At 46.7% G+C, this 23,442-nt stretch carries 19 protein-coding genes; 16 read left to right on the top strand and 3 right to left on the bottom strand.

Going from position 1 to position 23,442, the window contains the following annotated elements; genetic code table 11:
- Positions 1-17 precede the first annotated feature (17 nt).
- Positions 18-1,634: an L-aspartate oxidase gene (gene nadB / locus ViNHUV68_RS12035; RefSeq protein WP_391088311.1), complete on the bottom strand. Its 1,617-nt coding sequence runs from the start codon at positions 1,632-1,634 to the stop codon at positions 18-20.
- 391 nt (positions 1,635-2,025) lie between these two features.
- Between nadB and rpoE the strand changes: the two genes are divergently transcribed.
- The 11 genes from rpoE to acpS all read left to right on the top strand — a co-directional run bounded on the left by rpoE (position 2,026) and on the right by acpS (position 11,273).
- Positions 2,026-2,604, top strand: coding sequence for an RNA polymerase sigma factor RpoE (rpoE, locus tag ViNHUV68_RS12030; protein WP_038174257.1), 579 nt, complete (start codon positions 2,026-2,028; stop codon positions 2,602-2,604).
- 25 nt (positions 2,605-2,629) lie between these two features.
- Positions 2,630-3,244, top strand: a complete 615-nt coding sequence (locus ViNHUV68_RS12025; protein ID WP_391088308.1) for an RseA family anti-sigma factor — start codon at positions 2,630-2,632, stop codon at positions 3,242-3,244.
- Positions 3,241-4,206 (top strand): sigma-E factor regulatory protein RseB, encoded by a 966-nt coding sequence (gene rseB / locus ViNHUV68_RS12020; protein ID WP_391088306.1) that lies wholly within the window; start codon positions 3,241-3,243, stop codon positions 4,204-4,206. Before ViNHUV68_RS12025 ends, rseB begins: the two co-directional genes overlap by 4 nt.
- Positions 4,203-4,673: a SoxR reducing system RseC family protein gene (locus ViNHUV68_RS12015; protein WP_038174253.1), complete on the top strand. Its 471-nt coding sequence runs from the start codon at positions 4,203-4,205 to the stop codon at positions 4,671-4,673. The genes rseB and ViNHUV68_RS12015 overlap by 4 nt, the downstream gene beginning before the upstream one ends.
- A gap of 125 nt (positions 4,674-4,798) precedes the next feature.
- A complete protein-coding gene (lepA, locus tag ViNHUV68_RS12010) occupies positions 4,799-6,592 on the top strand; it encodes a translation elongation factor 4 (RefSeq protein ID WP_038174252.1) in 1,794 nt (597 codons plus the stop codon).
- Between the two features lie 202 nt (positions 6,593-6,794).
- Complete coding sequence (gene lepB / locus ViNHUV68_RS12005; RefSeq protein ID WP_391088304.1) at positions 6,795-7,691, top strand: signal peptidase I; 897 nt, start codon at positions 6,795-6,797, stop codon at positions 7,689-7,691.
- A gap of 18 nt (positions 7,692-7,709) precedes the next feature.
- Positions 7,710-8,387, top strand: a complete 678-nt coding sequence (rnc, locus tag ViNHUV68_RS12000; RefSeq protein WP_038174249.1) for a ribonuclease III — start codon at positions 7,710-7,712, stop codon at positions 8,385-8,387.
- Positions 8,380-9,357, top strand: coding sequence for a GTPase Era (gene era / locus ViNHUV68_RS11995; RefSeq protein ID WP_038174247.1), 978 nt, complete (start codon positions 8,380-8,382; stop codon positions 9,355-9,357). The genes rnc and era overlap by 8 nt, the downstream gene beginning before the upstream one ends.
- A gap of 82 nt (positions 9,358-9,439) precedes the next feature.
- Positions 9,440-10,162: a DNA repair protein RecO gene (recO, locus tag ViNHUV68_RS11990; protein ID WP_038174246.1), complete on the top strand. Its 723-nt coding sequence runs from the start codon at positions 9,440-9,442 to the stop codon at positions 10,160-10,162.
- A complete protein-coding gene (gene pdxJ, locus ViNHUV68_RS11985) occupies positions 10,159-10,890 on the top strand; it encodes a pyridoxine 5'-phosphate synthase (protein WP_038174244.1) in 732 nt (243 codons plus the stop codon). The genes recO and pdxJ overlap by 4 nt, the downstream gene beginning before the upstream one ends.
- A 2-nt stretch (positions 10,891-10,892) precedes the next feature.
- Positions 10,893-11,273, top strand: coding sequence for a holo-ACP synthase (gene acpS / locus ViNHUV68_RS11980; RefSeq protein WP_391088301.1), 381 nt, complete (start codon positions 10,893-10,895; stop codon positions 11,271-11,273).
- Between the two features lie 70 nt (positions 11,274-11,343).
- Here acpS and barA read toward each other — a convergent pair whose 3' ends face one another.
- The gene (gene barA / locus ViNHUV68_RS11975) at positions 11,344-14,136 is read right to left on the bottom strand and encodes a two-component sensor histidine kinase BarA (protein ID WP_391088299.1); all 2,793 of its coding nucleotides are present in this window, start codon (positions 14,134-14,136) and stop codon (positions 11,344-11,346) included.
- Positions 14,137-14,313: 177 nt separating this feature from the next.
- On the opposite strand from barA, the gene rlmD reads away from it, so the two are divergent.
- From rlmD to eno, 5 genes are all read left to right on the top strand, one after another.
- Complete coding sequence (gene rlmD / locus ViNHUV68_RS11970; protein WP_391088297.1) at positions 14,314-15,633, top strand: 23S rRNA (uracil(1939)-C(5))-methyltransferase RlmD; 1,320 nt, start codon at positions 14,314-14,316, stop codon at positions 15,631-15,633.
- Between the two features lie 73 nt (positions 15,634-15,706).
- Positions 15,707-17,926 (top strand): GTP diphosphokinase, encoded by a 2,220-nt coding sequence (relA, locus tag ViNHUV68_RS11965; RefSeq protein WP_038174238.1) that lies wholly within the window; start codon positions 15,707-15,709, stop codon positions 17,924-17,926.
- Positions 17,927-18,133: 207 nt separating this feature from the next.
- On the top strand, positions 18,134-18,931 hold the full coding sequence (gene mazG, locus ViNHUV68_RS11960; protein WP_391088295.1) for a nucleoside triphosphate pyrophosphohydrolase: 798 nt from the start codon (positions 18,134-18,136) through the stop codon (positions 18,929-18,931).
- A 213-nt stretch (positions 18,932-19,144) separates the two neighbouring features.
- On the top strand, positions 19,145-20,785 hold the full coding sequence (locus ViNHUV68_RS11955) for a CTP synthase (RefSeq protein WP_038174235.1): 1,641 nt from the start codon (positions 19,145-19,147) through the stop codon (positions 20,783-20,785).
- Between the two features lie 77 nt (positions 20,786-20,862).
- The gene (eno, locus tag ViNHUV68_RS11950) at positions 20,863-22,164 is read left to right on the top strand and encodes a phosphopyruvate hydratase (protein ID WP_038174234.1); all 1,302 of its coding nucleotides are present in this window, start codon (positions 20,863-20,865) and stop codon (positions 22,162-22,164) included.
- Between the two features lie 471 nt (positions 22,165-22,635).
- On the opposite strand, the gene ViNHUV68_RS11945 is transcribed toward eno, so the two are convergent.
- Entirely contained in the window at positions 22,636-23,364 is a 729-nt protein-coding gene (locus ViNHUV68_RS11945; RefSeq protein WP_391088293.1) for a hypothetical protein, read from the bottom strand.
- Positions 23,365-23,442 lie beyond the last annotated feature (78 nt).

The raw sequence follows: 23,442 nt of genomic DNA, 5'->3' as shown, positions 1-23,442 counted from the left end.
GTCGTCAGTTAAGTCTGTTACGGTTTAAGTTTCTCTGGCACCAAGATGGTCGGGCCGCTCTCTTTCGCCAGTTCAGGATAGTCGAGAGTATAATGAAGACCACGGCTCTCTTTGCGTTCCATGGCGCAGCGCACCATCAATTCTGCTACTTGAAGTAAGTTACGCAGCTCAAGAAGGTTATTCGAAACTCTAAAGTTACTGTAGTACTCGTGCGTTTCTTGTTGCAACATTTGGATACGACGTAAGGCGCGTTCCAGTCGTTTGTCGGTACGAACAATGCCCATGTAATCCCACATAAATAGACGCAATTCATGCCAGTTATGTTGAATGATCACCTCTTCATCAGAGTTGTTCACCTGACTTTCGTCCCAAGGTGGTAGCGTTGGTGGTAAAGTAGCTTGATCGAGACAAGCGATAATATCGTTAGCCGCAGACCAGGCATAAACCACACACTCCAGTAAAGAGTTGGACGCCATACGGTTTGCGCCGTGCAGTCCGGTGTAGCTTACTTCACCGATTGCATACAACTGAGCAATATCCGTCTTTCCGCTCTGGTTAACCATTACGCCACCACAGGTGTAATGCGCCGCAGGTACGATAGGAATTGGCTCCTTGGTCATGTCGATACCAAGGTCGAGCAAGCGCATATTAATGGTGGGGAAGTGCTTTTCAATAAAGTCAGCTGGTTTATGACTGATGTCTAAGAACATGCAATCGGCGCCGAGTCGCTTCATCTCAAAGTCAATTGCGCGCGCGACCACATCACGCGGTGCTAACTCTTCTCGCGGGTCGAAATCGGGCATAAAACGTGTGCCGTCAGGACGAAGTAAAAAAGCCCCCTCGCCACGTAGCGCCTCAGTTAACAAAAAATTGCGCGCTTCAGGGTGATACAAACACGTCGGGTGGAATTGGTTAAATTCTAAGTTTGCCACTCGGCAACCAGCACGCCACGCCATCGCGATGCCGTCACCGGAAGAGACGTCGGGGTTCGAGGTGTACTGATACACTTTTGACGCGCCGCCCGTAGCTAAAACGACGAATTTCGCGCGAACGGTTTCGACATGTTCTTGATTACGGTTCCAGATGTACGCCCCGACAATTTTTTTGTCATCACCGCCGATTTTATCTTCGGTAATTAAATCCAACGCATTGTGACGTTCGAAAACGCGGATGTTGGGATGATTATGAACGTTATCTTGTAGGGACGTTTGCATCGCCATGCCAGTGGCATCAGCGGCGTGCAAGATGCGTCGATGGCTGTGGCCACCTTCACGGGTTAAGTGATAGCGCGGAGCTTCATCGCTGTCGTTCTCTTCGCGATCAAAAGGTACTCCGCCATCAATCAGCCACTGAACACACTCCTTGGCATTCGTGGCGATAAACTCGACCGTCTCCTGTTCACATAGGCCAGCGCCTGCGACCAAGGTATCTTGCACGTGAGATTCAATGCTGTCAGATTCATCAAAAACAGCGGCAATACCACCTTGCGCATAGTAAGTTGCCCCTTCACTGCGTGGTCCTTTACTGAGGACGATAACGTTACCGAACTCTGCAACACGTAGTGCTAAGGACAGACCTGCGGCACCACTACCCACCACTAACACATCACACTGATGTTCACGGTTTGCGTTCATAAAACTTTTAAATTCCCGAGTTAAATTGTACCTAATCCCGCCTACAATCAATGGAGGTAAAGAATTAGGCAATCGAGCGATCCCGCTCTTAAATCATTTTAGAATGGCTCACGCGCCTGAGCTAAAGCTACCGTCAAACGGTTATAGTAGCACTGCTTAATGCTTTTGCCTCGAAATAGCCATTGCATTTCGATACCTAGAACCTCAAAATCGAGCCAGAGGTAGCTTGGTACGTCATTGTGTTAAAAAATTTGCAAAAACTTTGAACTTAAATTTTCTGACTAGGTCACAATAGTGCTCAAGTAGACAGTGGTGTCAAGACTACATATTGCATAATTAATACTCATGTCTGAGAAGATAAGAGTGAATAACGATAGGAGTACCCGCTCGAATGAACGAGCAGCTGACCGATCAAGTATTAATTGAGCGAGTTCAGAATGGGGATAAGCAAGCATTTAATTTGCTGGTAACAAAATACCAGAACAAAGTGTGTAATCTTATTTCCCGCTATGTGAATAATCCGGGTGATGTTCCCGATGTAGCACAAGAAGCCTTTATTAAGGCATATCGAGCGATTCCTAGCTTTCGTGGAGAAAGTGCTTTCTATACTTGGTTATATCGGATTGCCGTTAATACTGCAAAAAACCACCTTGTAGCCCAAGGTAGGCGTCCACCGGCACAAGATGTCGATAGTGAAGATGCTGAATATTACGAAACAGGTAGTGCATTAAAAGAAATTTCGAACCCTGAGAACTTGACGTTGTCCAATGAGTTGAAAGGGGTCATCTTTGGTGCGATTGAAGCACTGCCTGAAGATTTAAAAACCGCAATGACGTTGCGTGAGCTTGATGGCTTAAGCTACGAGGAAATTGCAGCGGTTATGGATTGCCCTGTAGGAACGGTACGTTCGCGTATCTTCCGTGCTCGCGAAGCGGTCGAAAAGAAAATTCAACCGCTAATGCAACGCTAGATCAGTAACTTTAATGGTGAAAATAATGGCTGACAAAGAGAAACTTTCAGCACTCATGGATGGAGAGTTGGTTGATAAAGCGCTAATCAGTGAATTAGAGCAAGATCAAGAAGGCCTGCACGTTTGGAAATCTTACCATTTAATTGGTGATGTGATGCGAGGTGATGCTCCTGAAAATGCACAATGGAATATTGCTGAAAGCGTGGCGCTAGCACTAGAGAGTGAACCTGCACATTCAGCGGTGACTCAATTAGAGCAGCATCGACACGTTGAAGCACAGCCGACTCCCGCACAGGCACGTCGACAGCTACCTGCTTGGTTGAACCAATTTGGTCAAGTTGCGATGGCAGCTTGTGTCTCTCTGGTTGTGATTCTTGGTGTACAGCAATATGGTGGCACTGATGCAACTGGGCCTGAAGCAGATGTTTTACCTGTACTGCAAACCATACCGTTTGCGGGAAGCGCTGAACCCGTTAGCCTAACTCGTTCGTCGGTAGAACAGCCCAATACCAACGAGGTGAATGTTCAAGAGCAACGTCGCCGTATTAATGCGATGCTGCAAGACTACGAACTACAACTGCGCTTAAATAGCGATAATATGCTTGAGCATAGTGATAATCCTGAAACGGTAGTTGAATGAAAAAAATTCTGATCAGTGCGCTGACACTGTTCAGTTTGAACACAACGCTAGCCTTTGCAGAAGAGCCCACTGCAGAGGCTTTGTTGCTTCAAATGAACGAAGCGAGTCAGCATTTAAATTATGAACTTTCTTATATACTGATAAAGAAAAGCAGTATTGAGCCTTTGCTTTATCGCCATGCCCGCACTGAAGATCAGCAGCTTGCCCACTTGGTTTACCTCAGTGGCCCCGTGCGCGAAGTGATCCGCCGTGGTGATGAAGTCAGTTATATCGAACCGGGTGTTGAGCCTTTTACCATCGAGTCTGGTAATGTCGTCGCACCAACCATCCCATTGCTTAACTCTGATGTTGGGCGTTTGAGCAACTATTATGACTTTGTTCAAGTGGGACGTGCACGTGAAGCTGGAACCGCATGCCAAGTGCTGCGCGTGGTGCCAAAAGATGGCCAGCGCTACTCATATGTCTTGTGGGTGGATGAAAAAAGTAAGCTACCGTTACGTGCCGATCTGGTTGACCGCGATGGTGAAGTGCTCGAGCAATATCGCACTATTTCATACAGTATCAATGATCAAATTGCCGAAATACTCAGTGGTTTAAATAGCGTTAAACTGCCTCAAGTGTTATCCCTACCCAAAGGGCAGGTGACCAACTCATATTGGACGGTAGGCTGGATTCCTAATGGGTTTGAAGCCAATGAGCTTAATCGCTATCGTATGAACAACACTGAACGTATGGTTGAGAGCCAGATGTACAGCGATGGCTTATTTAGCTTCTCTGTTTATGTTTCCAATAGCGATAATCTTTCGCTAAAAGGCCAACTGGTTCGTCAAGGCCGACGCACTTTACATAGTTTTGTGCGTGGTGAGCGCGAAATCTCGGTGATTGGTGATATTCCGCCAGCGACAGCCAAACGTATTGCCCAATCTGTTACCTTCAAACCGAGTGAGAGTACCACCCAATGATGACGGCACTGGCAACGGTCGCTAAAGTTCAACCTCAAACACAAGGCTTTGAGGTTGAGTTAAGCTGCGAGCAACAAACCAGTTGCAGTAGTTGTTCGTCACAAAAAAGTTGCGGTACAGGCATCGTCTCGAAAGCGGTAGGCAATAAATCTCTCCATTGGCACCTTATTACTGACAAAGCGGTCAAGCCCGGCCAAGTGGTTGAGATAGGCTTACCAGAAAAGAGTTTGTTACAATCTGCTGCGCTGGTCTATCTGCTGCCGCTGTTTGCTATGATCCTAGGCGCGTTTTTCACCCAGTGGTGGTTAGCTCCGTTACTGGGGTTGGGCGAAGGCTTAGTCATAGGTGTTTCAGCCCTAGCCACGGTCGGCGGTATTGCTGTTGCGAAAAGATTGTCTTACCAATTAGAACAGCGCTCATCGCAGCAAGTCATATTATTAAGGGTATTGGGCGAACCAATTAGCTAGTGCGAAGCGGCTAGAAATTGGGTAGAATCGGCCAACTTGATTGAAATGCCGCCGCTAAGACCAAATTGATTGGTAGTAGAACGGCTTTCTTGTCCCTATTTAAAAGAGTTTAGTCACACCAAATCATGAAGCACATTCGTAACTTTTCGATTATCGCCCACATCGACCATGGTAAGTCGACCCTATCAGACCGTTTGATCCAAGTATGTGGTGGATTAAGCGAACGTGAAATGGCCTCGCAGGTTCTAGACTCCATGGATCTAGAGCGTGAACGTGGTATCACCATTAAATCTCAGAGTGTGACACTGAACTACACCGCTAAAGATGGTGAAACCTATCAATTAAACTTTATCGACACCCCAGGACACGTTGACTTCGCATATGAAGTTTCTCGTTCGTTAGCCGCTTGTGAAGGTGCGCTGTTGGTGGTCGATGCAGGTCAAGGCGTGGAAGCGCAAACCCTAGCCAACTGTTACACTGCGATTGAGATGGATCTTGAAGTTGTGCCAATCTTAAACAAGATTGACCTTCCTGCCGCCGATCCTGAACGCGTAGCAGAAGAGATCGAAGAGATCGTCGGTATTGACGCGATGGAAGCGACTCGCTGTAGTGCTAAAACCGGTATCGGTGTTGACGATGTACTTGAAAATATCGTTTCTGCGATCCCGGCACCAGAAGGCGATCCTAATGCACCACTGCAAGCGCTGATCATCGACTCTTGGTTTGATAACTACCTCGGCGTGGTGTCTTTAGTCCGTATCAAAAATGGTGTACTGAAGAAAAACGACAAAATTAAAGTGATGAGCACAGGCCAAACTTGGGGTGTGGATCGAATTGGTATCTTTACGCCTAAGCGCGTTGATACGGATGGTCTCAACACCGGTGAAGTTGGCTGGGTAGTGTGCGGCATTAAAGATATTCTCGGCGCACCAGTGGGTGATACGCTGACGCTGGCGAAAAATGGCTGTGATAAGGCGCTACCAGGTTTTAAGAAAGTAAAACCTCAGGTATACGCTGGCTTGTTCCCTGTATCGTCTGACGATTATGAAAACTTCCGTGATGCGTTGGGTAAGCTAAGCCTTAACGATGCGTCACTGTTCTATGAACCAGAAAACTCTGCAGCACTAGGCTTTGGTTTCCGTTGTGGTTTCCTTGGCATGTTGCACATGGAAATCATTCAAGAGCGTCTAGAGCGTGAATACGATCTCGACCTGATCACTACCGCGCCAACCGTAGTGTACGAAGTGGTACAAACTGACGGGACATTGCTTTATGTTGATAGCCCGGCAAAACTGCCAGCGGTAAACGATATCGAAGAAATCCGCGAGCCGATCGCACGTTGTAATATCTTAGTTCCTGCCGATTACTTAGGTAACGTGATTACTTTGTGTGTTGAAAAGCGTGGTACTCAGGTTGATATGGTCTATCACGGCAATCAAGTCGCCGTCACCTACGATATTCCGATGGCTGAAGTGGTACTTGATTTCTTTGACCGTCTGAAGTCGACGTCACGCGGTTATGCCTCGCTTGATTACAACTTCCAGCGCTTCGAAGCGTCAGACATGGTGCGTGTTGATGTACTGCTTAACGGCGATAAAGTGGATGCTTTAGCACTGATTACGCATAAAGGTCATTCACAAACACGCGGACGTCAGTTGGTTGAGAAGATGAAAGAATTCATCCCTCGCCAGATGTTTGATATCGCGATTCAGGCTGCGATTGGTAACCACATCATCGCGCGTTCGACGGTAAAACAGTTACGTAAGAACGTTATCGCGAAATGTTACGGTGGTGACGTGAGCCGTAAGAAAAAGCTATTGAAGAAGCAGAAAGAAGGTAAGAAACGTATGAAGCAGATCGGTAACGTCGAACTGCCGCAAGAAGCGTTTTTAGCTATTCTTCACGTAGGAAAAGATTAATCCCTGTCATATTTGGCACTACAGCGTTGTTGCCAGCGCAAACTCACCCTAATCACATAGATCCTCTATGCTCATAGGGCTGAGTTTGCTTGCCGCCTAGCTGTAACACCAACTATTTAAGGGATTGCTCTAAGCAAGTTTTATTAGCAAGTGGAAGGGTTTCGGCTCTTTCACTTTCGTATTTTTGAGATAAGGGAAGTCAATGGCGAATACATTTTCACTGATCCTCGTTATCGTAACTTTGGTTACGGGTATCGTGTGGGTGCTCGAGAAGTTAGTCTTTGCGAAAAAGCGTCAGGCTAAGCTTGCCGAAGTGGAAGCACAGACGCATGGTTTAGATGCCGCGACACTCAATAAAGTAAAAACCCAGCCGTGGTGGATTGAAAATAGTGTTTCTATTTTCCCTGTGATTGCCGCAGTACTGGTATTGCGCTCTTTTATCTATGAACCGTTTCAGATTCCATCGGGTTCAATGATGCCAACTTTGCTTGTCGGTGACTTTATCTTGGTTGAAAAATACGCTTACGGATTGAAAGATCCGGTATGGCGAACTCAACTGGTTGAAACTGGCAAACCTGAACGTGGCGATGTGGTGGTGTTTAAATACCCCCCTCAACCTAATATTGATTACATTAAGCGCGTTGTCGGTTTACCGGGCGACACGGTTCGTTACAACAGTAAGAAAGAAATCTGTATTCAATCCGCTGGCGAGAGTCGCTGTAGCGACGTGAAACTGTCTAATGTTGAAGAGAGTCCATTTATTCAAAACGGCATTCCACTGATTCAGTTGGATGAAAAATTGGGTGACGTTGGCCACCAAATTTTGGTCAACCCACTGCGCCGCGATCGCGTTGAGTTGTATCAACCGCGCAATGGTGTCAACGAGTGGGTCGTTCCTCAAGGAGAGTACTTTGTGATGGGTGATAACCGTGACAACAGTGCTGATAGCCGTTACTGGGGTTTTGTGCCAGAAGCTAACCTCGTCGGTAAAGCGGTTGGTATTTGGATAAGCTTTGAGTTTGAACGTGGTGACGATAGCGTGTTACCGTCTTGGATTCCAACTGGTGTGCGTTTTAACCGCATCGGTGGTATTAACTAAACAAATTAATGAGAGAGCATGAATTCTCCTATTGCAAAACTAGAGAAAAAGCTCGGCTATCAATTTAATGATGCTGAGCTTATCAGTTTAGCGCTGACCCATCGTAGCGCTAATGGAAAACATAATGAGCGTCTTGAGTTTCTGGGCGATTCAATTTTAAGTTTTGTCGTTGCTGATGATCTTTATCACCGTTTCCCGAAAGCAAATGAAGGGGACATGAGCCGCATGCGCGCCACTTTAGTTCGTGGCAATACGCTCGCGGAACTAGGTCGAGAGTTCGAGCTAGGAGATCACTTAAAATTAGGTCCAGGTGAATTAAAGAGCGGCGGTTTCCGTCGTGATTCAATCCTTGCTGATGCTGTGGAAGCGATCATTGGTGGCATTTACTTAGATAGCGATATTGAAGTGGTGCGTGGCATTATTCTGAGCTGGTACAAGACTCGCCTTGATGCGATCAAGCCAGGTGTTTCGCAAAAAGATCCAAAAACTCGCCTACAAGAGTGTTTGCAGGGGCGAAGAAAGCCGCTTCCTGCTTACACAGTGACTAATATTAAAGGTGAAGCACATAACCAAGAGTTTACGGTTTCGTGTGATGTAGCAGGTATTGGACAACCTGTTATTGGTAAAGGCACCAGTCGCCGCAAGGCAGAACAAGCGGCTGCAGAAATAGCATTAGAGCAATTGACCAATGACTGATTCAACAGACAACAACGAATTTGATATCGATGAGTTTTTCTCATCGAGTGACGCGCCTACTAGCTCACCAGAAAACCAACATTGTGGTTTTGTGGCGATCGTTGGTCGTCCTAATGTCGGTAAATCGACGCTACTCAACCGTATTCTTGGGCAAAAGATCTCGATCACGTCTCGTAAGCCTCAGACTACTCGTCACCGTATTATGGGGGTCGAGACCGATGGCGACTACCAAGCGATTTACGTTGATACACCTGGGCTGCATATTGAAGAGAAGCGTGCGATCAACCGCTTGATGAACCGTGCGGCAAACTCCTCGCTGAGTGATGTTAACTTGGTGTTTTTCTTGGTTGATGGTACCCATTGGACCAACGACGACGAAATGGTTTTAAACAAGCTCAAGAAAGCCAACTTCCCAGTGGTGTTGTGTGTCAATAAAGTCGATCACGTGCAAGATCGTAATGAAGTGATGCAACACATGATGGAGATGTCGCAAAGAATGGATTTTGTCGATGTGGTGCCTATCTCGGCTAAGCAGGGCAAGAACATCGACGTACTGCGTAAGCATGTGCGCGAGCATCTACCTAAAGCGACGCATCACTTCCCAGAAGAATACGTGACTGACCGCTCTCAGCGTTTTATGGCTTCTGAGATCGTGCGTGAAAAGCTGATGCGCTTCACAGGGGAAGAGCTGCCTTATTCTGTTACCGTTGAGATCGAGCGTTTCGATTACAACCCGGATACTGATGGCTTCCATATTAATGCATTGATTCTGGTTGAACGAAGTGGCCAGAAGAAAATGGTGATTGGTAAAGCTGGCGAAAAGATCAAAACGATTGGTCGTGAAGCACGCCTAGATATGGAAGAGTTGTTTGGCCGTAAAGTTTATCTAGAAACTTGGGTCAAAGTGAAATCTGGCTGGGCGGATGACGAGCGAGCACTGCGTTCATTAGGTTATATTGACGATCTATAACGAGTCTGAGGCGATCTCGCTTCGCTCCCATAGTGAAAGTTAAAAGGAGCCGTTTGGCTCCTTTTTTAGATTAGAAGGTACTATGTCTTCAGAAGGTCTACAGCGCTGTTTTGTACTGCATCGACGCCCCTACAGTGAATCAAGCTTGATCCTCGATGTGTTTAGCGAGGAGTTTGGCCGCGTGACCTTGATGTCAAAAGGGGCTCGCAGTAAACGCTCAAACTTAAAAGGTGCACTGCAACCTTTTACGCCGCTGTTACTGAAGTGGTCGGGCAATGGGTCGATGAAGACCTTGCGTCAAGCTGAACCAATTAGTTTAGGCCTGCCACTTTTTGGCATTAATCTTTATTCTGCCATGTACGTCAATGAACTGATTGGCCGAGTATTAATGGCAGAAGTGCCGATGCCGGCACTGTTTCATGATTACCTACATGCGTTGACGGAGCTTGCTCAGTGTGACAATCCTGAACCGGCTTTACGCCGCTTTGAACTGGCGATGCTCAGCGCATTAGGCTACGGTGTTGACTTTTTGCACTGCGCAGGAAGCGGCGAACCGATCGAGCCGACAATGACCTATCGCTATCGTGAGCAAAAAGGATTTATCGCTTCGGTACGTCATGACCATTTAACGTTTGTTGGTGACGAACTGATCGCGATCAGTGAGCGTCGTTTCACCACAAAAGAACAACTGAAAGCGGCAAAACGCTTTACACGTATAGCCTTAAAGCCGTATCTTGGCGGCAAACCATTAAAAAGCAGGGAACTCTTTCAAGCTATAGTTCCTAAACGGAGTATTGGAAAATGAGCTCAATTTACCTAGGTGTAAACATCGATCATATTGCGACATTGCGTAATGCACGCGGCACTAAGTACCCAGATCCTGTGCACGCAGCCGAGATTGCAGAACGTGCCGGTGCGGACGGCATTACCATCCACCTTCGTGAAGATCGACGTCATATTAAAGATCGTGATGTGAGAATTTTGCGTGAAACATTGCAAACACGCATGAACTTGGAAATGGCCGTCACCGATGAGATGGTCGAGATCGCGCTGAAGACTAAACCTGAATACGTATGTTTAGTGCCAGAGAAGCGTGAAGAGCTCACTACTGAAGGTGGCTTGAATGTTGTCGGTCATCTAGACAAAGTGAAATCTGCGACACAAAAGCTCACTCAAGCGGGCATCAAAGTGTCTTTGTTCATAGACGCTGATCGCGAACAAATTGATGCTGCCAAAACCTGTGGTGCGCCGTTTATCGAGCTACACACTGGCCATTATGCTGATGCAGAAACTGAAGAAGAGCAACAAGCTGAGCTGAAGCGAATAGCAGCAGGTGCGAGTTATGCGGCCGATCTTGGCATCACGGTTAACGCCGGTCATGGTTTGACTTACCACAACGTTGCACCTATTGCCGCGATTGCTGAAATATATGAGCTCAATATTGGCCACTCTATCATTGGCCGTGCTGTGTTTGATGGTCTCGAAAAAGCGGTCGCAGACATGAAAGCCATCATGGTTGAAGCGCGTCGTTAAGCATGGCGATCGTTGGCTTAGGGACTGACATTGCAGAAATAGAGCGTGTCGAAAAAGCGCTCTCTCGCAGTGGTGAACCGTTTGCAAGGCGTATTCTCACCGACAGTGAGTTAGCGAAATTTGCCGAGTTAAAACAACAAGGTCGTTTTCTGGCTAAGCGTTTTGCCGCCAAAGAGGCGGCGTCAAAAGCACTAGGAACAGGGATAGCGTTGGGCGTTACTTTCCACGACTTTGAAATTAGCAATGATGAGCACGGTAAACCTGTGCTCTGTTTACGCGGAAAAGCATTAGACATCGCTGAAAAAAAACAGGTGGCGCACATCCACCTGTCTATCTCTGACGAACGACACTACGCGGTCGCGACGGTGATTTTAGAGAGCTAAATATTTTAAATAACGAGTATTTTAGACAACCAGTGTTTTAAACAACCAGTATTTTAAATAAATAAGTCATTTAGCTTTCTAAGTACGGCTTGGCACTGGCAACCACCTTTTCCATCTCATCTTGTAATTCAAATAACTCGGGTTCGACCTCTTCTATTGTTGAGCCCGAGCGCAAAGCTTTTTCAATCGTGGCGCAGATGTTTTTCAAGCGCGGTACACCGCAATAGGAACTGCTGCCATGCAGTTTATGCACGTGGTGGATGAGCTGTTCGACATCAACATGATCATCTTTTAATGCACTCTCGACGATCGTATCAACTTCTGGGATCGAGTCGATCAACATTTGCAGCATATCACGCGCTAGATCTTGTTTGTTTGCCGACTGCTTTAATGCAGCTTGCCAGTCAATAATCATGGTGTTATGCGTGCGTTGTGCATGGTCATTGAGTTCTGATGCCGTTTGATCAAGCGTATGGCTCGATATATCAAGTTTTTCCAGTTCTTCTTGTTTGGTATGCGGGCTCCAATGCATCAGAACCTGCTGCAGCACATGCTCTTCAATCGGTTTCGTTAGGTAATCATCCATGCCCGCCCCTAATAGGCGATCACGCTCGCCACTCATCGCATGAGCGGTCACGGCAATCACAGGGGTAGTGGCGTTGAGCTCGGTTTGCTTGATGGCGTGACAAGCCGTCACCCCATCCATGTGCGGCATTTGGATATCCATTAAAATAATATCAAAGTGTTGTGTTTCAGCTTGGTTGACCGCATCCATGCCGTTGGTACAAGTGATAACCCGTTCCACGCGCTCTTGCAAAAGCGCGCAGATGAGCTTGAGGTTGGCTGGGTTATCATCGACCGCCATCACGGTCAGCGGTAGCGTCTCACTGTATTCCGGAGTTGATTCAAGCAGCGGCATGCTCTCTTGATTGGCGGCCAGAGTTTGCAACAACTTAATGCGCGAGAGAGGTTTAGTAATACAGTGGATCGGGTATTTCTGAATCAGATGATCCGATAGGGCAAGCGCGGTACTTGGCGTGCCGACAACCACATGCGGTGCGCAGCGAAGCGCCTGTTCGACCCAGGCTTCTACACTCGTCAGGTCATTCTCGCGATTGGGGGCTAAGTTCAGCAACACATAGTCATAGTGCTCGGTCTCTTCAGGAAGCGATGAGCGGTAGGTGACAATTAATCCTTCTTGAACCAACGTCTGCTGGATCACCGAGGCGGCTTGCATGTTCGGCTCGACCAACAACAGAGTACGTCGGCGAAGTACTTCCGTCTCAAGCAGTTCGCTCACCGGCATGTCGGTGGTAATTAAGCGTAAGGTGAACCAGAAGGTTGACCCTTGATGCAGGCGACTGGTGAGGCTGATTTCACCGCCCATTTGACTGACCAGTTTCTGAGTAATAACCAAGCCTAATCCGGTTCCGCCATAGCGACGAGAAATGCTCGCATCGGCTTGACTAAAGGCTTGGAAAAGTTGTGATTGTTGGCGCTCAGAGATACCAATGCCGGTGTCTCGCACCATGAACTGCAGTTCAACCGAATCGTCTCGTTGTGAGCGCAGTTCAACGCTAATATCGATGTTACCGCGCTCGGTAAATTTAATTGAGTTGCCGACCAGGTTGGTTAGAACTTGCTGGATTCGGAGTGGATCCCCGACCAAGCCAGGTGGAATTTTAGGGTCGATCTTTAGCGTCAGCTCAAGGCCTTTTTCATGGGCGCTGGTGGCCTGTAGATTGACCACTTCTTCCAATGACGTTTGGAAGTCAAAAGGAATGTTTTCTAGCGCCAGTTTCCCTGCTTCAAGCTTAGAAAAATCCAGAATGTCATTAATGATGTTGAGTAAGTTATTGGCGGATTTCTCTATCGTCTGCAGATAATCAGTTTGGCTATTGGTCAGCGTGGTTTTAAGCAACTGACGAGTAAAACCAATCACGCCATTGAGTGGGGTGCGCAACTCGTGTGACATATTGGCAAGGAACTCAGATTTTACCCGTGCCGCCTCTTGAGCGCGTTTCTTGGCGATATCGAGCTCAACGTTTTGAATCTCTAACTGCTCTAAGGTTTCACGCAAATCTGAAGTGGCCTGATCGATACTGTGCTGCATCTCGACATGGTATTCCGACAAAGAGACCGCCATCGAGTTGATGCCATTTTTGAGGGAATCGAGCTCACCATGCATTTTGCCTTCGATACGGACATCAAGGTGACCACGACGAATTCGATCGACCATGTTTTTCATATGTGAAATCGGCCGTGTGACATCATGCATCAGGCGATAGGCAAACACGGCAGATAAGCCAAGGCCGATCAAAAGCACTAAACAAGCGGAAAAAATTTCTTGGTATTGCTGTAAGCGCAGTGAGGATAAATCGAGTTCAATTGCGACATAACCGACAGCAGGGTTGGCGATTTGGCCTTTTATTGTCGCAACCAAACCCGACTCGGCAATCACAGGAGCGCGAAGAATTAGGGTGTTACCTTCCAGTTCTGAGCTCACCAACATAGGAATCGGTTCGTTACGCGGGAAAGTCAGTAGCTCAAAGTTAGGGTGAAAGTTTGAGGTCACGAACAGTTCGTGGTTGTAATCAAACACGGCAATACTGCGAACAAACTTAGAGTTCTTACGATGTGCATAGCTAATGATGCGGCGGACAGATTCGCGACTGTTGTTTTTTAAGCCCTCTTCACTGGCGATGGCTAAAGGTTCAATGATATTCAGCCCTGAATTGACCACCTGAGTCTCAAGGTCGTGGTAGCGATTGAACGAGAAAAAGGCACTCAAAAGTAAACCAATAATCAGGGTTGGAGCTAAAGTGAGAGTAATAACGCGAGCGCGCAAGCCATATCTGGTCATTATTGTCTAAACATCGTGGTGTGGATATGGGAAAATAGTCGCAATAAAAGCTGAGACTGCCGAATGGTTAAGCATAATCAACTCGGTCGGCTCAGACAATGATTCAAATACAAAAGCTAGCACGCAAGCATCTTTTCGAGCAACTGGCTACTAGACCATCAAATACAGGCAATCACCATGGCGCGTTTTTTCCAACCAAAGAAAAAAAATCAACTCAACACTAAGCATCAATCATTTATGGTTGAAAAGCTTGACCATCATGGTGCAGGAATCGCCTACCAAAATAAAAAACCGATCTTTATTGAAGGGGCGCTGCCGGGCGAGCAAGTGTTGGGCCAGTTGAGTGAAAGTAAAAGTAAGTTTGCTCGCGCCAATCTGATCAAAGTACAAAAAGCCAGTGAACAGCGCGTCTCACCAGTCTGTGCTTGTTATCAAGAGTGTGGCGGTTGTAATATGCAACACCTTAGCATTGAGTCACAACAACAATACAAACAACAAACCTTGAACCAGCTGATGAGCAAGTTTGCAGGGCAAAGTGTTGACCTAGAACCCCCTATATTGGGCCCAGAGCAAGGTTACCGTCGCCGGACTCGAATAAGTCTCAAGTTGAATAAAAAAACGCGCGCTCTTGAGTTTGGTTTTCGTAAAAAGCACAGTAATGAGATTGTCAACGTCACCCATTGTCCGGTACTTGATAGCGAACTCGATAGTTTGGTTGAACCTTTGTATCAACTGCTGCAGACCTTCTCTAATCAAGAAAATTTGGGTCACCTTGAGCTAGTCAAAGGCGATAACACACGTGTGATCGTCTTGCGTCATCTGAAACCATTAGCCAAGCAAGATCTGCAATCGTTGCAGCAGTTTGCCAACCAGCATCAGGCGACGCTCTATTTAATGCCCGGCAGTGAAGAGCTTGAGCATATTACCGGAGCGCGCGCGCATTACTTAGAGGCGGGAGTGACGATACCGTTTGAGCCGAATAATTTCATTCAAGTTAACCAAAGTGTTAACCAAGCGATGGTCAAACAAGCATTGAGTTGGCTCGCGCTAACCGCTCAAGACCGAGTTCTGGATCTGTTCTGTGGCTTGGGTAATTTCAGTTTACCGATCGCCCAGAAAGCGGCTCATGTTGTTGGGGTTGAAGGGGTAGATACGATGGTCGCCAAAGCAAAAGAGAATGCGGCGATGAACGCGATTGATAATACGCAGTTCTACCAGGCGAATTTAGAACAAGGGATCGCTGGTCAGCCCTGGGCGGTAGAAAAATTTGATAAAATACTACTCGATCCAGCTCGAGCAGGAGCCAGTGGGGTCATTGAGCAAATTTCGACACTCGGTGCGAGCAGAATTGTGTATGTTTCTTGCAATCCTGCTACCCTAGCAAGGGATTCACTCAGCTTACTCAGTCAGGGCTACAAGTTACAGAAATTAGGTATGCTCGATATGTTTCCGCATACCAGTCATCTCGAGTCGATGGCACTCTTTGTAAAGGATTAAAACGAACTTTAGCGGCGGTTGAGAGTCTCATCACGCGGCAGTTCGAACACAAAAATATAATGGGACGAAAAGAATGGTTGCGGTAAGAAGCGCACATTTAAACCAAGACGAACAGTTTGAGCTAGACAAGTGGATTGCGAGCCTAGGACAAGAGCCAGGCGTAGCAAAACGTTTGAAAGAAGTCTATTTACGCGGTGAAGCGATTTTAGAGGGTAACGAACAAGGTCCACTGCTGCTTTGGCGTGGCCGAGAAATGATCGAAATTCTGATCACCCTGTCAATGGACAAAGCAACGTTAGTGGCAGCGATGCTATTTCCGCTGGTGGCAAGCGGTGCGTATGAGCGCGAACAGTTTGAAGAGGACTTCGGCAAAGAGACCATTAAGCTGATTGATGGTGTCGAAGAGATGGCTGCGCTTGGTCAGTTGAATATCACTCTCGAAGGGAGCGCGGCTTCCTCCCAGGTCGACAATGTGCGCCGCATGTTGCTGGCGATGGTCGATGATTTTCGTTGCGTGGTGATCAAGCTCGCCGAGCGTATTTGCAATCTGATTGAAGTTAAAAAAGCGCCTGACGAAGTACGCCGAGCCGCGGCAAAAGAGTGTGCCAATATTTATGCGCCGCTTGCTAACCGTTTGGGCATTGGTCAGCTTAAGTGGGAAATTGAAGATTACGCATTTCGTTACCAACAGCCTGAGACCTACAAACAAATCGCTAAGCAGCTTTCAGAGCGCCGTATTGTTCGTGAGCAATACATTAAAAACTTCGTTGATGATTTAACCGCCGAGATGAAAGCTGCAGGTATCAAAGCCGAGGTCAGCGGTCGTCCTAAACACATCTACAGTATTTGGCGCAAAATGCAGAAGAAGGGCTTAGATTTTGATGAGCTATTCGACGTGCGCGCGGTGCGTATCATTGCCGATCAACTGCAAGACTGCTACGCCGCACTGGGCATGGTGCATACCAAATATCGGCACTTGCCAAGTGAGTTTGATGATTACGTTGCCAACCCTAAACCCAACGGCTATCAATCGATTCACACCGTGATCTTAGGGCCAGAAGGCAAAACCATCGAGATTCAGATCCGTACTAAAGACATGCACGAAGATTCTGAACTGGGTGTTGCTGCGCACTGGAAATACAAAGAAGGTGGCGCGAGTCGCAGTGGCTACGACGAAAAAATCACTTGGTTGCGTAAACTGCTTGATTGGCAAGAAGAGATGTCCGATTCGGGTGAGATGCTTGATGAGCTTCGCAGCCAAGTGTTTGATGATCGTGTTTATGCCTTTACGCCGCGCGGCGATGTGGTCGATTTGCCGATGGGCGCAACGCCACTCGACTTTGCATACCATATCCACTCCGAAGTGGGTCATCGCTGTATTGGAGCTAAGGTAGCAGGGCGCATCGTCCCGTTTACCCACAAGCTGCAGATGGGCGATCAAGTTGAGATCATTACCTCCAAAGAGCCGAACCCTTCGCGAGACTGGTTGAACCCGTCAATGGGCTTTGTCACCTCCGGTCGCGCACGTGCCAAGATCAATGCATGGTTCCGTAAGCAATCGCGCGAGAAAAACCTCGAAGCAGGGCGCGAGATCTTAGAAGCGGAATTGAGCAAAATTGGCGCAACCTTTAAAGATGCTCAGCAATATGCATTGAAGCGCTTTAACGTCAATAGTGCCGACGAGTTGTATGTTGGCATCGGCAGTGGTGATTTGCGTATTAACCAGATCATTAACCACATTAATGCTTTAGTGAATAAGCCAACAGCGGAAGAAGAAGATAAGCAAGCGCTTCAAAAACTGCAAGAAGCGGGCAATAAAGCGCCTACGCACAGTCGTCCGAAGAAAGATGCGGTCGTGGTTGAAGGGGTCGATAACTTAATGACCCACCTTGCTCGTTGCTGTCAGCCGATTCCTGGCGACGAGATTTCAGGTTACATCACTCAAGGTCGAGGTATCTCTGTTCACCGTAGTGATTGTGAACAGCTAGAGGAACTGCGCCATCATGCGCCAGAGCGTATCATTGATACAGTATGGGGCAGTGGTTTTGTCGGATCATACATCTTAACGGTGCGGATTGAAGCGATGGAGCGCAGTGGTCTACTTAAAGATATCACCACGCTGTTTGCCAATGAAAAGATCAAAGTGACCAGCATGAAGAACCGAGTTGATTATCGTCGACAGCTGGCCATCATGGACTTTGGATTGGAAGTCACTAACTTGGAAGTGTTCTCACGAGTGTCTAAGCGTGTCGAGCAGATTAAGGATGTCATGACGGTTAAACGCCTCGGCTAAAATTCTCGTCATACTTGAAGCTGATAGCGTTGTTGCCTGCGCTCACTCGCTCCATCACATAGACGAGCTATGCTCAGGAGTCTCGCTCGCTCGCTTGCCGCCTAGCTACAGCTTCAATTATTTAGAGAATTGATCAACGTATAAAAAGGTGAGTGGTTTTGGCCGCTCACCTTTTTCTTTAGATAGAAAGGTTTAAAGGAACAAAAAATGAGTCATCCAATTGAACAGTTAGAACAAATCATGGCGAAGTTGCGTGACCCAGAAAGCGGTTGCCCTTGGGACTTAAAACAAACCTTTGACACCATCGTTCCGCACACCATCGAAGAGACCTACGAGGTGGTGGATGCCATTCAAAATCGAGATTGGCCCAACTTAAAAGAAGAACTCGGTGATTTGTTGTTTCAAGTGATCTTTTACAGCCAGTTAGCTAAAGAGCAAGACTTGTTTGATTTTTCGCAGGTTGTTGAGACGGTGAATGAAAAGCTTACTCGTCGTCATCCGCATGTTTTTTCTGATGTTGAGTTTGAAAACGACGAGCAAATCAATGCTAACTGGGAAGCGGAAAAAGCCAAAGAGAAAGCACAAGCAGGCAAAACGCAGCAAAGTATTCTAGACTCTATACCAGTCTCTTTACCGGCACTTTCACGTGCTACAAAGATACAAAAGAAAGTCGCCAAATATGGTTTTGATTGGCCGACGATTGGTCCTGTTGCGGATAAGGTTCAAGAAGAGATTGAAGAGGTGTTGGACGAAGCATTGCAAGTGACGCCTGATGAAGAAAAAGTCGAACTTGAGGTCGGGGACTTGCTCTTTGCTACGGTCAATTTAGCCCGTCATTTGGGGAAAAACCCAGAAGTTGCGTTGGCTAAGGCTAATCTTAAATTTACCCGACGGTTTCGTGAAATTGAGCATAAAGTCGATCAATCCGGACGACAATTAAACGATTGTACATTGGAGCAATTGGAAGAGTATTGGCAGCAAGTGAAGCAGGATGAGCTAAAGTGAATAGCGTAATTAGCTAAAGCGGCATCTGAGTCAAATGTGACTCAGAACAATATCTCGATGTCCGTTTTCTCTACGCGCAGTTTGATTTGAAGCAAAAAATAAAAAATTGCAGTGTGATAGATTTCACGTTGTGGCGGATAGGGGCTTCTGGTATATTTATATCCCGTCCAGAAGAAATCCATTTTCCCTCATTCAACCAATTTCAGGTTAAACATGACGACAAATTACATTTTTGTTACTGGCGGGGTTGTATCCTCTCTAGGTAAAGGTATTGCAGCAGCATCTCTTGCGGCTATTTTAGAAGCTCGTGGTCTTAAAGTGACTATGATGAAGCTTGACCCTTACATCAACGTTGATCCAGGCACAATGAGCCCAACTCAACATGGTGAAGTGTTCGTTACGGAAGATGGCGCTGAAACTGATCTTGACCTAGGTCACTATGAGCGTTTCATCCGCACCAAGATGACTAAGCGCAACAACTTCACAGCTGGTCGTGTTTACGCTGACGTTCTTCGTAAAGAGCGTCGTGGTGATTATCTAGGCGCTACCATTCAGGTAATTCCTCATATCACTAACGCAATCAAAGATCGTGTTATCGCAGGTTCAGAAGGCCATGACGTTGCTATCGTCGAAGTGGGCGGCACCGTTGGTGATATTGAATCACTGCCATTCATGGAAGCGATTCGCCAACTAGCGGTAGAGCTTGGCCGTGAGCGTGCGATGTTTATGCACCTGACTCTTGTCCCTTACCTGGCCGCAGCAGGCGAAGTAAAAACTAAGCCTACTCAGCACTCAGTAAAAGAACTGCTTTCTATCGGTATTCAGCCTGACATCCTAGTGTGTCGTAGCGACCGTGTGATCCCGGCTAACGAACGTAAGAAAATCGCTCTATTCTGTAATGTTCCAGAAAAAGCGGTTATCTCAATGAAGGACGTAGATTCAATCTACAAGATCCCACAGTTGATTAAGTCTCAAGGGCTTGATGATCTCGTTTGTACCCGTTTTGGTATTACGGCTCCAGAAGCGAACCTGTCTGAATGGGAACAGGTTATCTATGAAGAAGCTAATCCAACGGCTGAAGTGACGATTGGTATGGTTGGTAAGTATATTGAGCTGCCAGATGCCTACAAATCGGTTAACGAAGCACTGAAACACGCAGGTCTGAAAAACCGTTTAAGTGTGAAGATTAAGTATGTGGACTCGCAAGATCTAGAAAGCAAAGGCGTAGAACTGCTTGACGGTTTAGATGCGATTCTTGTTCCTGGTGGTTTTGGTGACCGTGGGGTAGAAGGCAAGATCCTAGCGGCACAATATGCACGTGAAAACAAAGTCCCTTACTTAGGTATCTGTCTAGGTATGCAAGTGGCACTGATCGAATACGCACGTAATGTTGCGGGTATGGAAGGTGCACACTCAACAGAATTTAATAAAGAAACTAAGTACCCAGTGGTTGGTCTAATCACTGAATGGGTTGACGAGACAGGTAACGTTGAAGAACGTACTGAGAAGTCAGACTTGGGTGGTACTATGCGTCTTGGTTCGCAGCTATGTCACCTTGAAAAAGGTACCAAAGCACGTGAACTTTACGGTAGCGCGACAATCCATGAGCGTCATCGCCACCGTTATGAAGTGAACAATAATCTTCGTCCACAGATTGAAAAAGCAGGCTTAAAAGTATCAGGCCTTTCTGCAGACAAGAAATTGGTAGAAGTGATTGAGAATCCAGCTCACCCTTGGTTTGTAGCAGCTCAATTCCACCCAGAGTTCACTTCAACACCTCGCGATGGCCACCCGCTATTTGCAGGTTTCGTTAAAGCGGCTGGTGATTACCAACGCGGCGAATTAGAGAAGTAAGGAATACAGACAGTAGCGTTAGTTGTGCTGCTGCCTTTAATTTTGACATTATATATTCAACGAGAAGGAAACATTCAATGTCTAAGATCGTTAAAGTTCTAGGTCGTGAAATTATTGATTCACGTGGTAACCCAACAGTAGAAGCTGAAGTACACCTAGAAGGCGGTTTCGTAGGTATGGCTGCTGCTCCATCTGGCGCATCAACTGGTTCACGTGAAGCTCTTGAGCTACGTGACGGCGACAAAGCTCGTTTCCTAGGTAAAGGTGTTCTTAAAGCTGTTGAAGCAGTTAACGGCGCTATCGCAGAAGCTCTAGTGGGTAAAGACGCGAAAGATCAAGCTGCAATCGACGCAGTAATGATTGACCTAGACGGTACTGAAAACAAATCTAAGTTCGGCGCTAACGCAATCCTAGCGGTTTCTCTAGCAAACGCTAAAGCAGCAGCTGCTGCTAAAGGCATGCCTTTATACGAGCACATCGCTGAGCTAAACGGTACTGCTGGTCAGTTCTCTATGCCTCTACCAATGATGAACATCATCAACGGTGGTGAGCACGCTGATAACAACGTTGATATCCAAGAGTTCATGATCCAACCAGTTGGTGCTAAGACTCTTAAAGAAGCGCTACGTATCGGTGCTGAAGTATTCCACAACCTAGCTAAAGTTCTTAAAGCTAAAGGCCTAAGCACAGCTGTTGGTGATGAAGGTGGTTTCGCTCCTAACCTAGAATCTAACGCGGCTGCTCTAGCAGCAATCAAAGAAGCGGTAGAAGCAGCTGGTTACGTACTAGGTAAAGACGTTACTCTAGCGATGGACTGTGCAGCATCTGAGTTCTACGACAAAGAAGCTGGCAACTACAACATGAAAGGCGAAGGCAAAATCTTCACTTCTGAAGAGTTTAACTTCTACCTACAAGACCTTGCGAACCAATACCCAATCGTATCTATCGAAGACGGTCTTGACGAGTCAGATTGGGATGGCTTCAAGCACCAAACTGAACTTATGGGCGACAAGCTTCAACTAGTGGGTGACGATCTATTCGTTACTAACACTAAGATCCTTGCTCAAGGCATCGAGAAAGGCGTAGCTAACTCTATCCTTATCAAGTTCAACCAAATCGGTTCACTAACTGAGACTCTAGCTGCAATCAAGATGGCTAAAGACGCTGGCTACACTGCAGTTATCTCTCACCGTTCTGGCGAAACTGAAGATGCAACTATCGCTGATCTAGCGGTAGGTACTGCTGCAGGCCAAATCAAAACGGGTTCTATGAGCCGTTCTGACCGTGTTGCTAAGTACAACCAACTTATCCGTATCGAGGAAGCTCTAGGTGAGCGCGCTCCTTTCCACGGTCTTAAAGAAGTTAAAGGTCAAGCTTAATTCTTAATTGAATAAGTTTAGCTAAATAGCTTATTGAAACCCTCGCTTCGGCGGGGGTTTTTATTTGTATAGTTTTACTTTAGAACGATGAGCCGTTCTGACCGTGTTGCTGCTATACCTAAAAGAAAGCAACCAACTTATCCGTATCGAGGAAGCTCTAGGTGAGCGCGCTCCTTTCCACGGTCTTAAAGAAGTTAAAGGCCAAGCTTAATTCTTAATTGAATAAGTTTAGCTAAATAGCTTATTGAAACCCTCGCTTCGGCGGGGGTTTTTATTTGTATAGTTGTACTTTAGAACGATGAGCCGTTCTGACCGTGTTGCTGCTATACCTAAAAGAAAGCAACCAACTTATCCGTATCGAGGAAGCTCTAGGTGAGCGCGCCGCTGATATGTGACAAACCAGCGGCCTTTGGAGCGGGAATTGTTTAATATTATGAGCTATTTGGCCATATACAGAGCCGAAATCAACTCTTACGGGGTGGAGATACAACTCGCATAAAGAGGTGTTGCTTGTGATAATTCGGACTGAGAGCCATCATTTAAGTGGTAGGTGACGTAGTCTCCCACAACAAGACCTGCATCACTTGTCCAATAAGAGTATGTGATTGGCCAACCCAGTGCGCTATAAAAGTTTCCCACAGCGGCGTAAAGTAAATCGTAAATATCTTCTTCGTAAAGTAGCCAGTTGTTTCGCCCTTCCAACTCGATACTGCTTAAGTAGTCGCACCAGTTATTGGCTTGAGCCCAAGTCATCGCAATAAATTGACCATAACTACTGCCACCGGAAAAATCACTCACCGCAGAATCATAGCTTGGTGGATTATCGATCCCGTTGACGTAATCTAGACTAGGAGAGCTAGTAACATAGACTCCGGATGAGTCGACAATTTTTTGCATTAAGCAATCTTGGTTTAGCTGACACACTTCAACATCGACAGGATCGCTCTCTACCCCCTCATAAGTGACAATTATCTGAGTAACATCAGAGCTACCAGTATAATAGCCAGACAAAACACCAGCTCCTAAGCTGGTGTCAAAATCAACCAGTCCTGTATTTAAAGAGCGCCACTTCGCTGCTTGGGTGATATCAATAGTAATCTCCTTTCCTTCGGCAGTAATTACTGTTGCTGAAGCACTAAGCTGTAGATCCCCACCATCGGCAACTTTTATGGGGTTAGGCGATACTGCGATGGAAGTCACTCCCGTGGGATTGATAGTGAGCGAATTATGGCCCTCAAAATAGCAGCCAAGAAAAAATAAAGCGGGTAGCAAAACTAT

Source organism: Vibrio sp. NH-UV-68 (genome assembly GCF_042940635.1).
In the GTDB taxonomy this organism is placed as follows: Bacteria; Pseudomonadota; Gammaproteobacteria; order Enterobacterales; family Vibrionaceae; genus Vibrio; species Vibrio pacinii.
This window is presented reverse-complemented; position numbering and strand designations above follow the sequence as displayed.

Coding starts and splice junctions, on each gene's coding strand:
- acpS (WP_391088301.1), top strand. CDS start 10,893: ATGGCGATCGTTGGCTTAGGGACTGACATTGCAGAAATAGAGCGTGTC.
- rpoE (WP_038174257.1), top strand. CDS start 2,026: ATGAACGAGCAGCTGACCGATCAAGTATTAATTGAGCGAGTTCAGAAT.
- barA (WP_391088299.1), bottom strand. CDS start 14,136: ATGACCAGATATGGCTTGCGCGCTCGCGTTATTACTCTCACTTTAGCT.
- rnc (WP_038174249.1), top strand. CDS start 7,710: ATGAATTCTCCTATTGCAAAACTAGAGAAAAAGCTCGGCTATCAATTT.
- ViNHUV68_RS11955 (WP_038174235.1), top strand. CDS start 19,145: ATGACGACAAATTACATTTTTGTTACTGGCGGGGTTGTATCCTCTCTA.
- ViNHUV68_RS12025 (WP_391088308.1), top strand. CDS start 2,630: ATGGCTGACAAAGAGAAACTTTCAGCACTCATGGATGGAGAGTTGGTT.
- pdxJ (WP_038174244.1), top strand. CDS start 10,159: ATGAGCTCAATTTACCTAGGTGTAAACATCGATCATATTGCGACATTG.
- ViNHUV68_RS12015 (WP_038174253.1), top strand. CDS start 4,203: ATGATGACGGCACTGGCAACGGTCGCTAAAGTTCAACCTCAAACACAA.
- recO (WP_038174246.1), top strand. CDS start 9,440: ATGTCTTCAGAAGGTCTACAGCGCTGTTTTGTACTGCATCGACGCCCC.
- lepB (WP_391088304.1), top strand. CDS start 6,795: ATGGCGAATACATTTTCACTGATCCTCGTTATCGTAACTTTGGTTACG.
- lepA (WP_038174252.1), top strand. CDS start 4,799: ATGAAGCACATTCGTAACTTTTCGATTATCGCCCACATCGACCATGGT.
- eno (WP_038174234.1), top strand. CDS start 20,863: ATGTCTAAGATCGTTAAAGTTCTAGGTCGTGAAATTATTGATTCACGT.
- rseB (WP_391088306.1), top strand. CDS start 3,241: ATGAAAAAAATTCTGATCAGTGCGCTGACACTGTTCAGTTTGAACACA.
- relA (WP_038174238.1), top strand. CDS start 15,707: ATGGTTGCGGTAAGAAGCGCACATTTAAACCAAGACGAACAGTTTGAG.
- era (WP_038174247.1), top strand. CDS start 8,380: ATGACTGATTCAACAGACAACAACGAATTTGATATCGATGAGTTTTTC.
- nadB (WP_391088311.1), bottom strand. CDS start 1,634: ATGAACGCAAACCGTGAACATCAGTGTGATGTGTTAGTGGTGGGTAGT.
- mazG (WP_391088295.1), top strand. CDS start 18,134: ATGAGTCATCCAATTGAACAGTTAGAACAAATCATGGCGAAGTTGCGT.
- rlmD (WP_391088297.1), top strand. CDS start 14,314: ATGGCGCGTTTTTTCCAACCAAAGAAAAAAAATCAACTCAACACTAAG.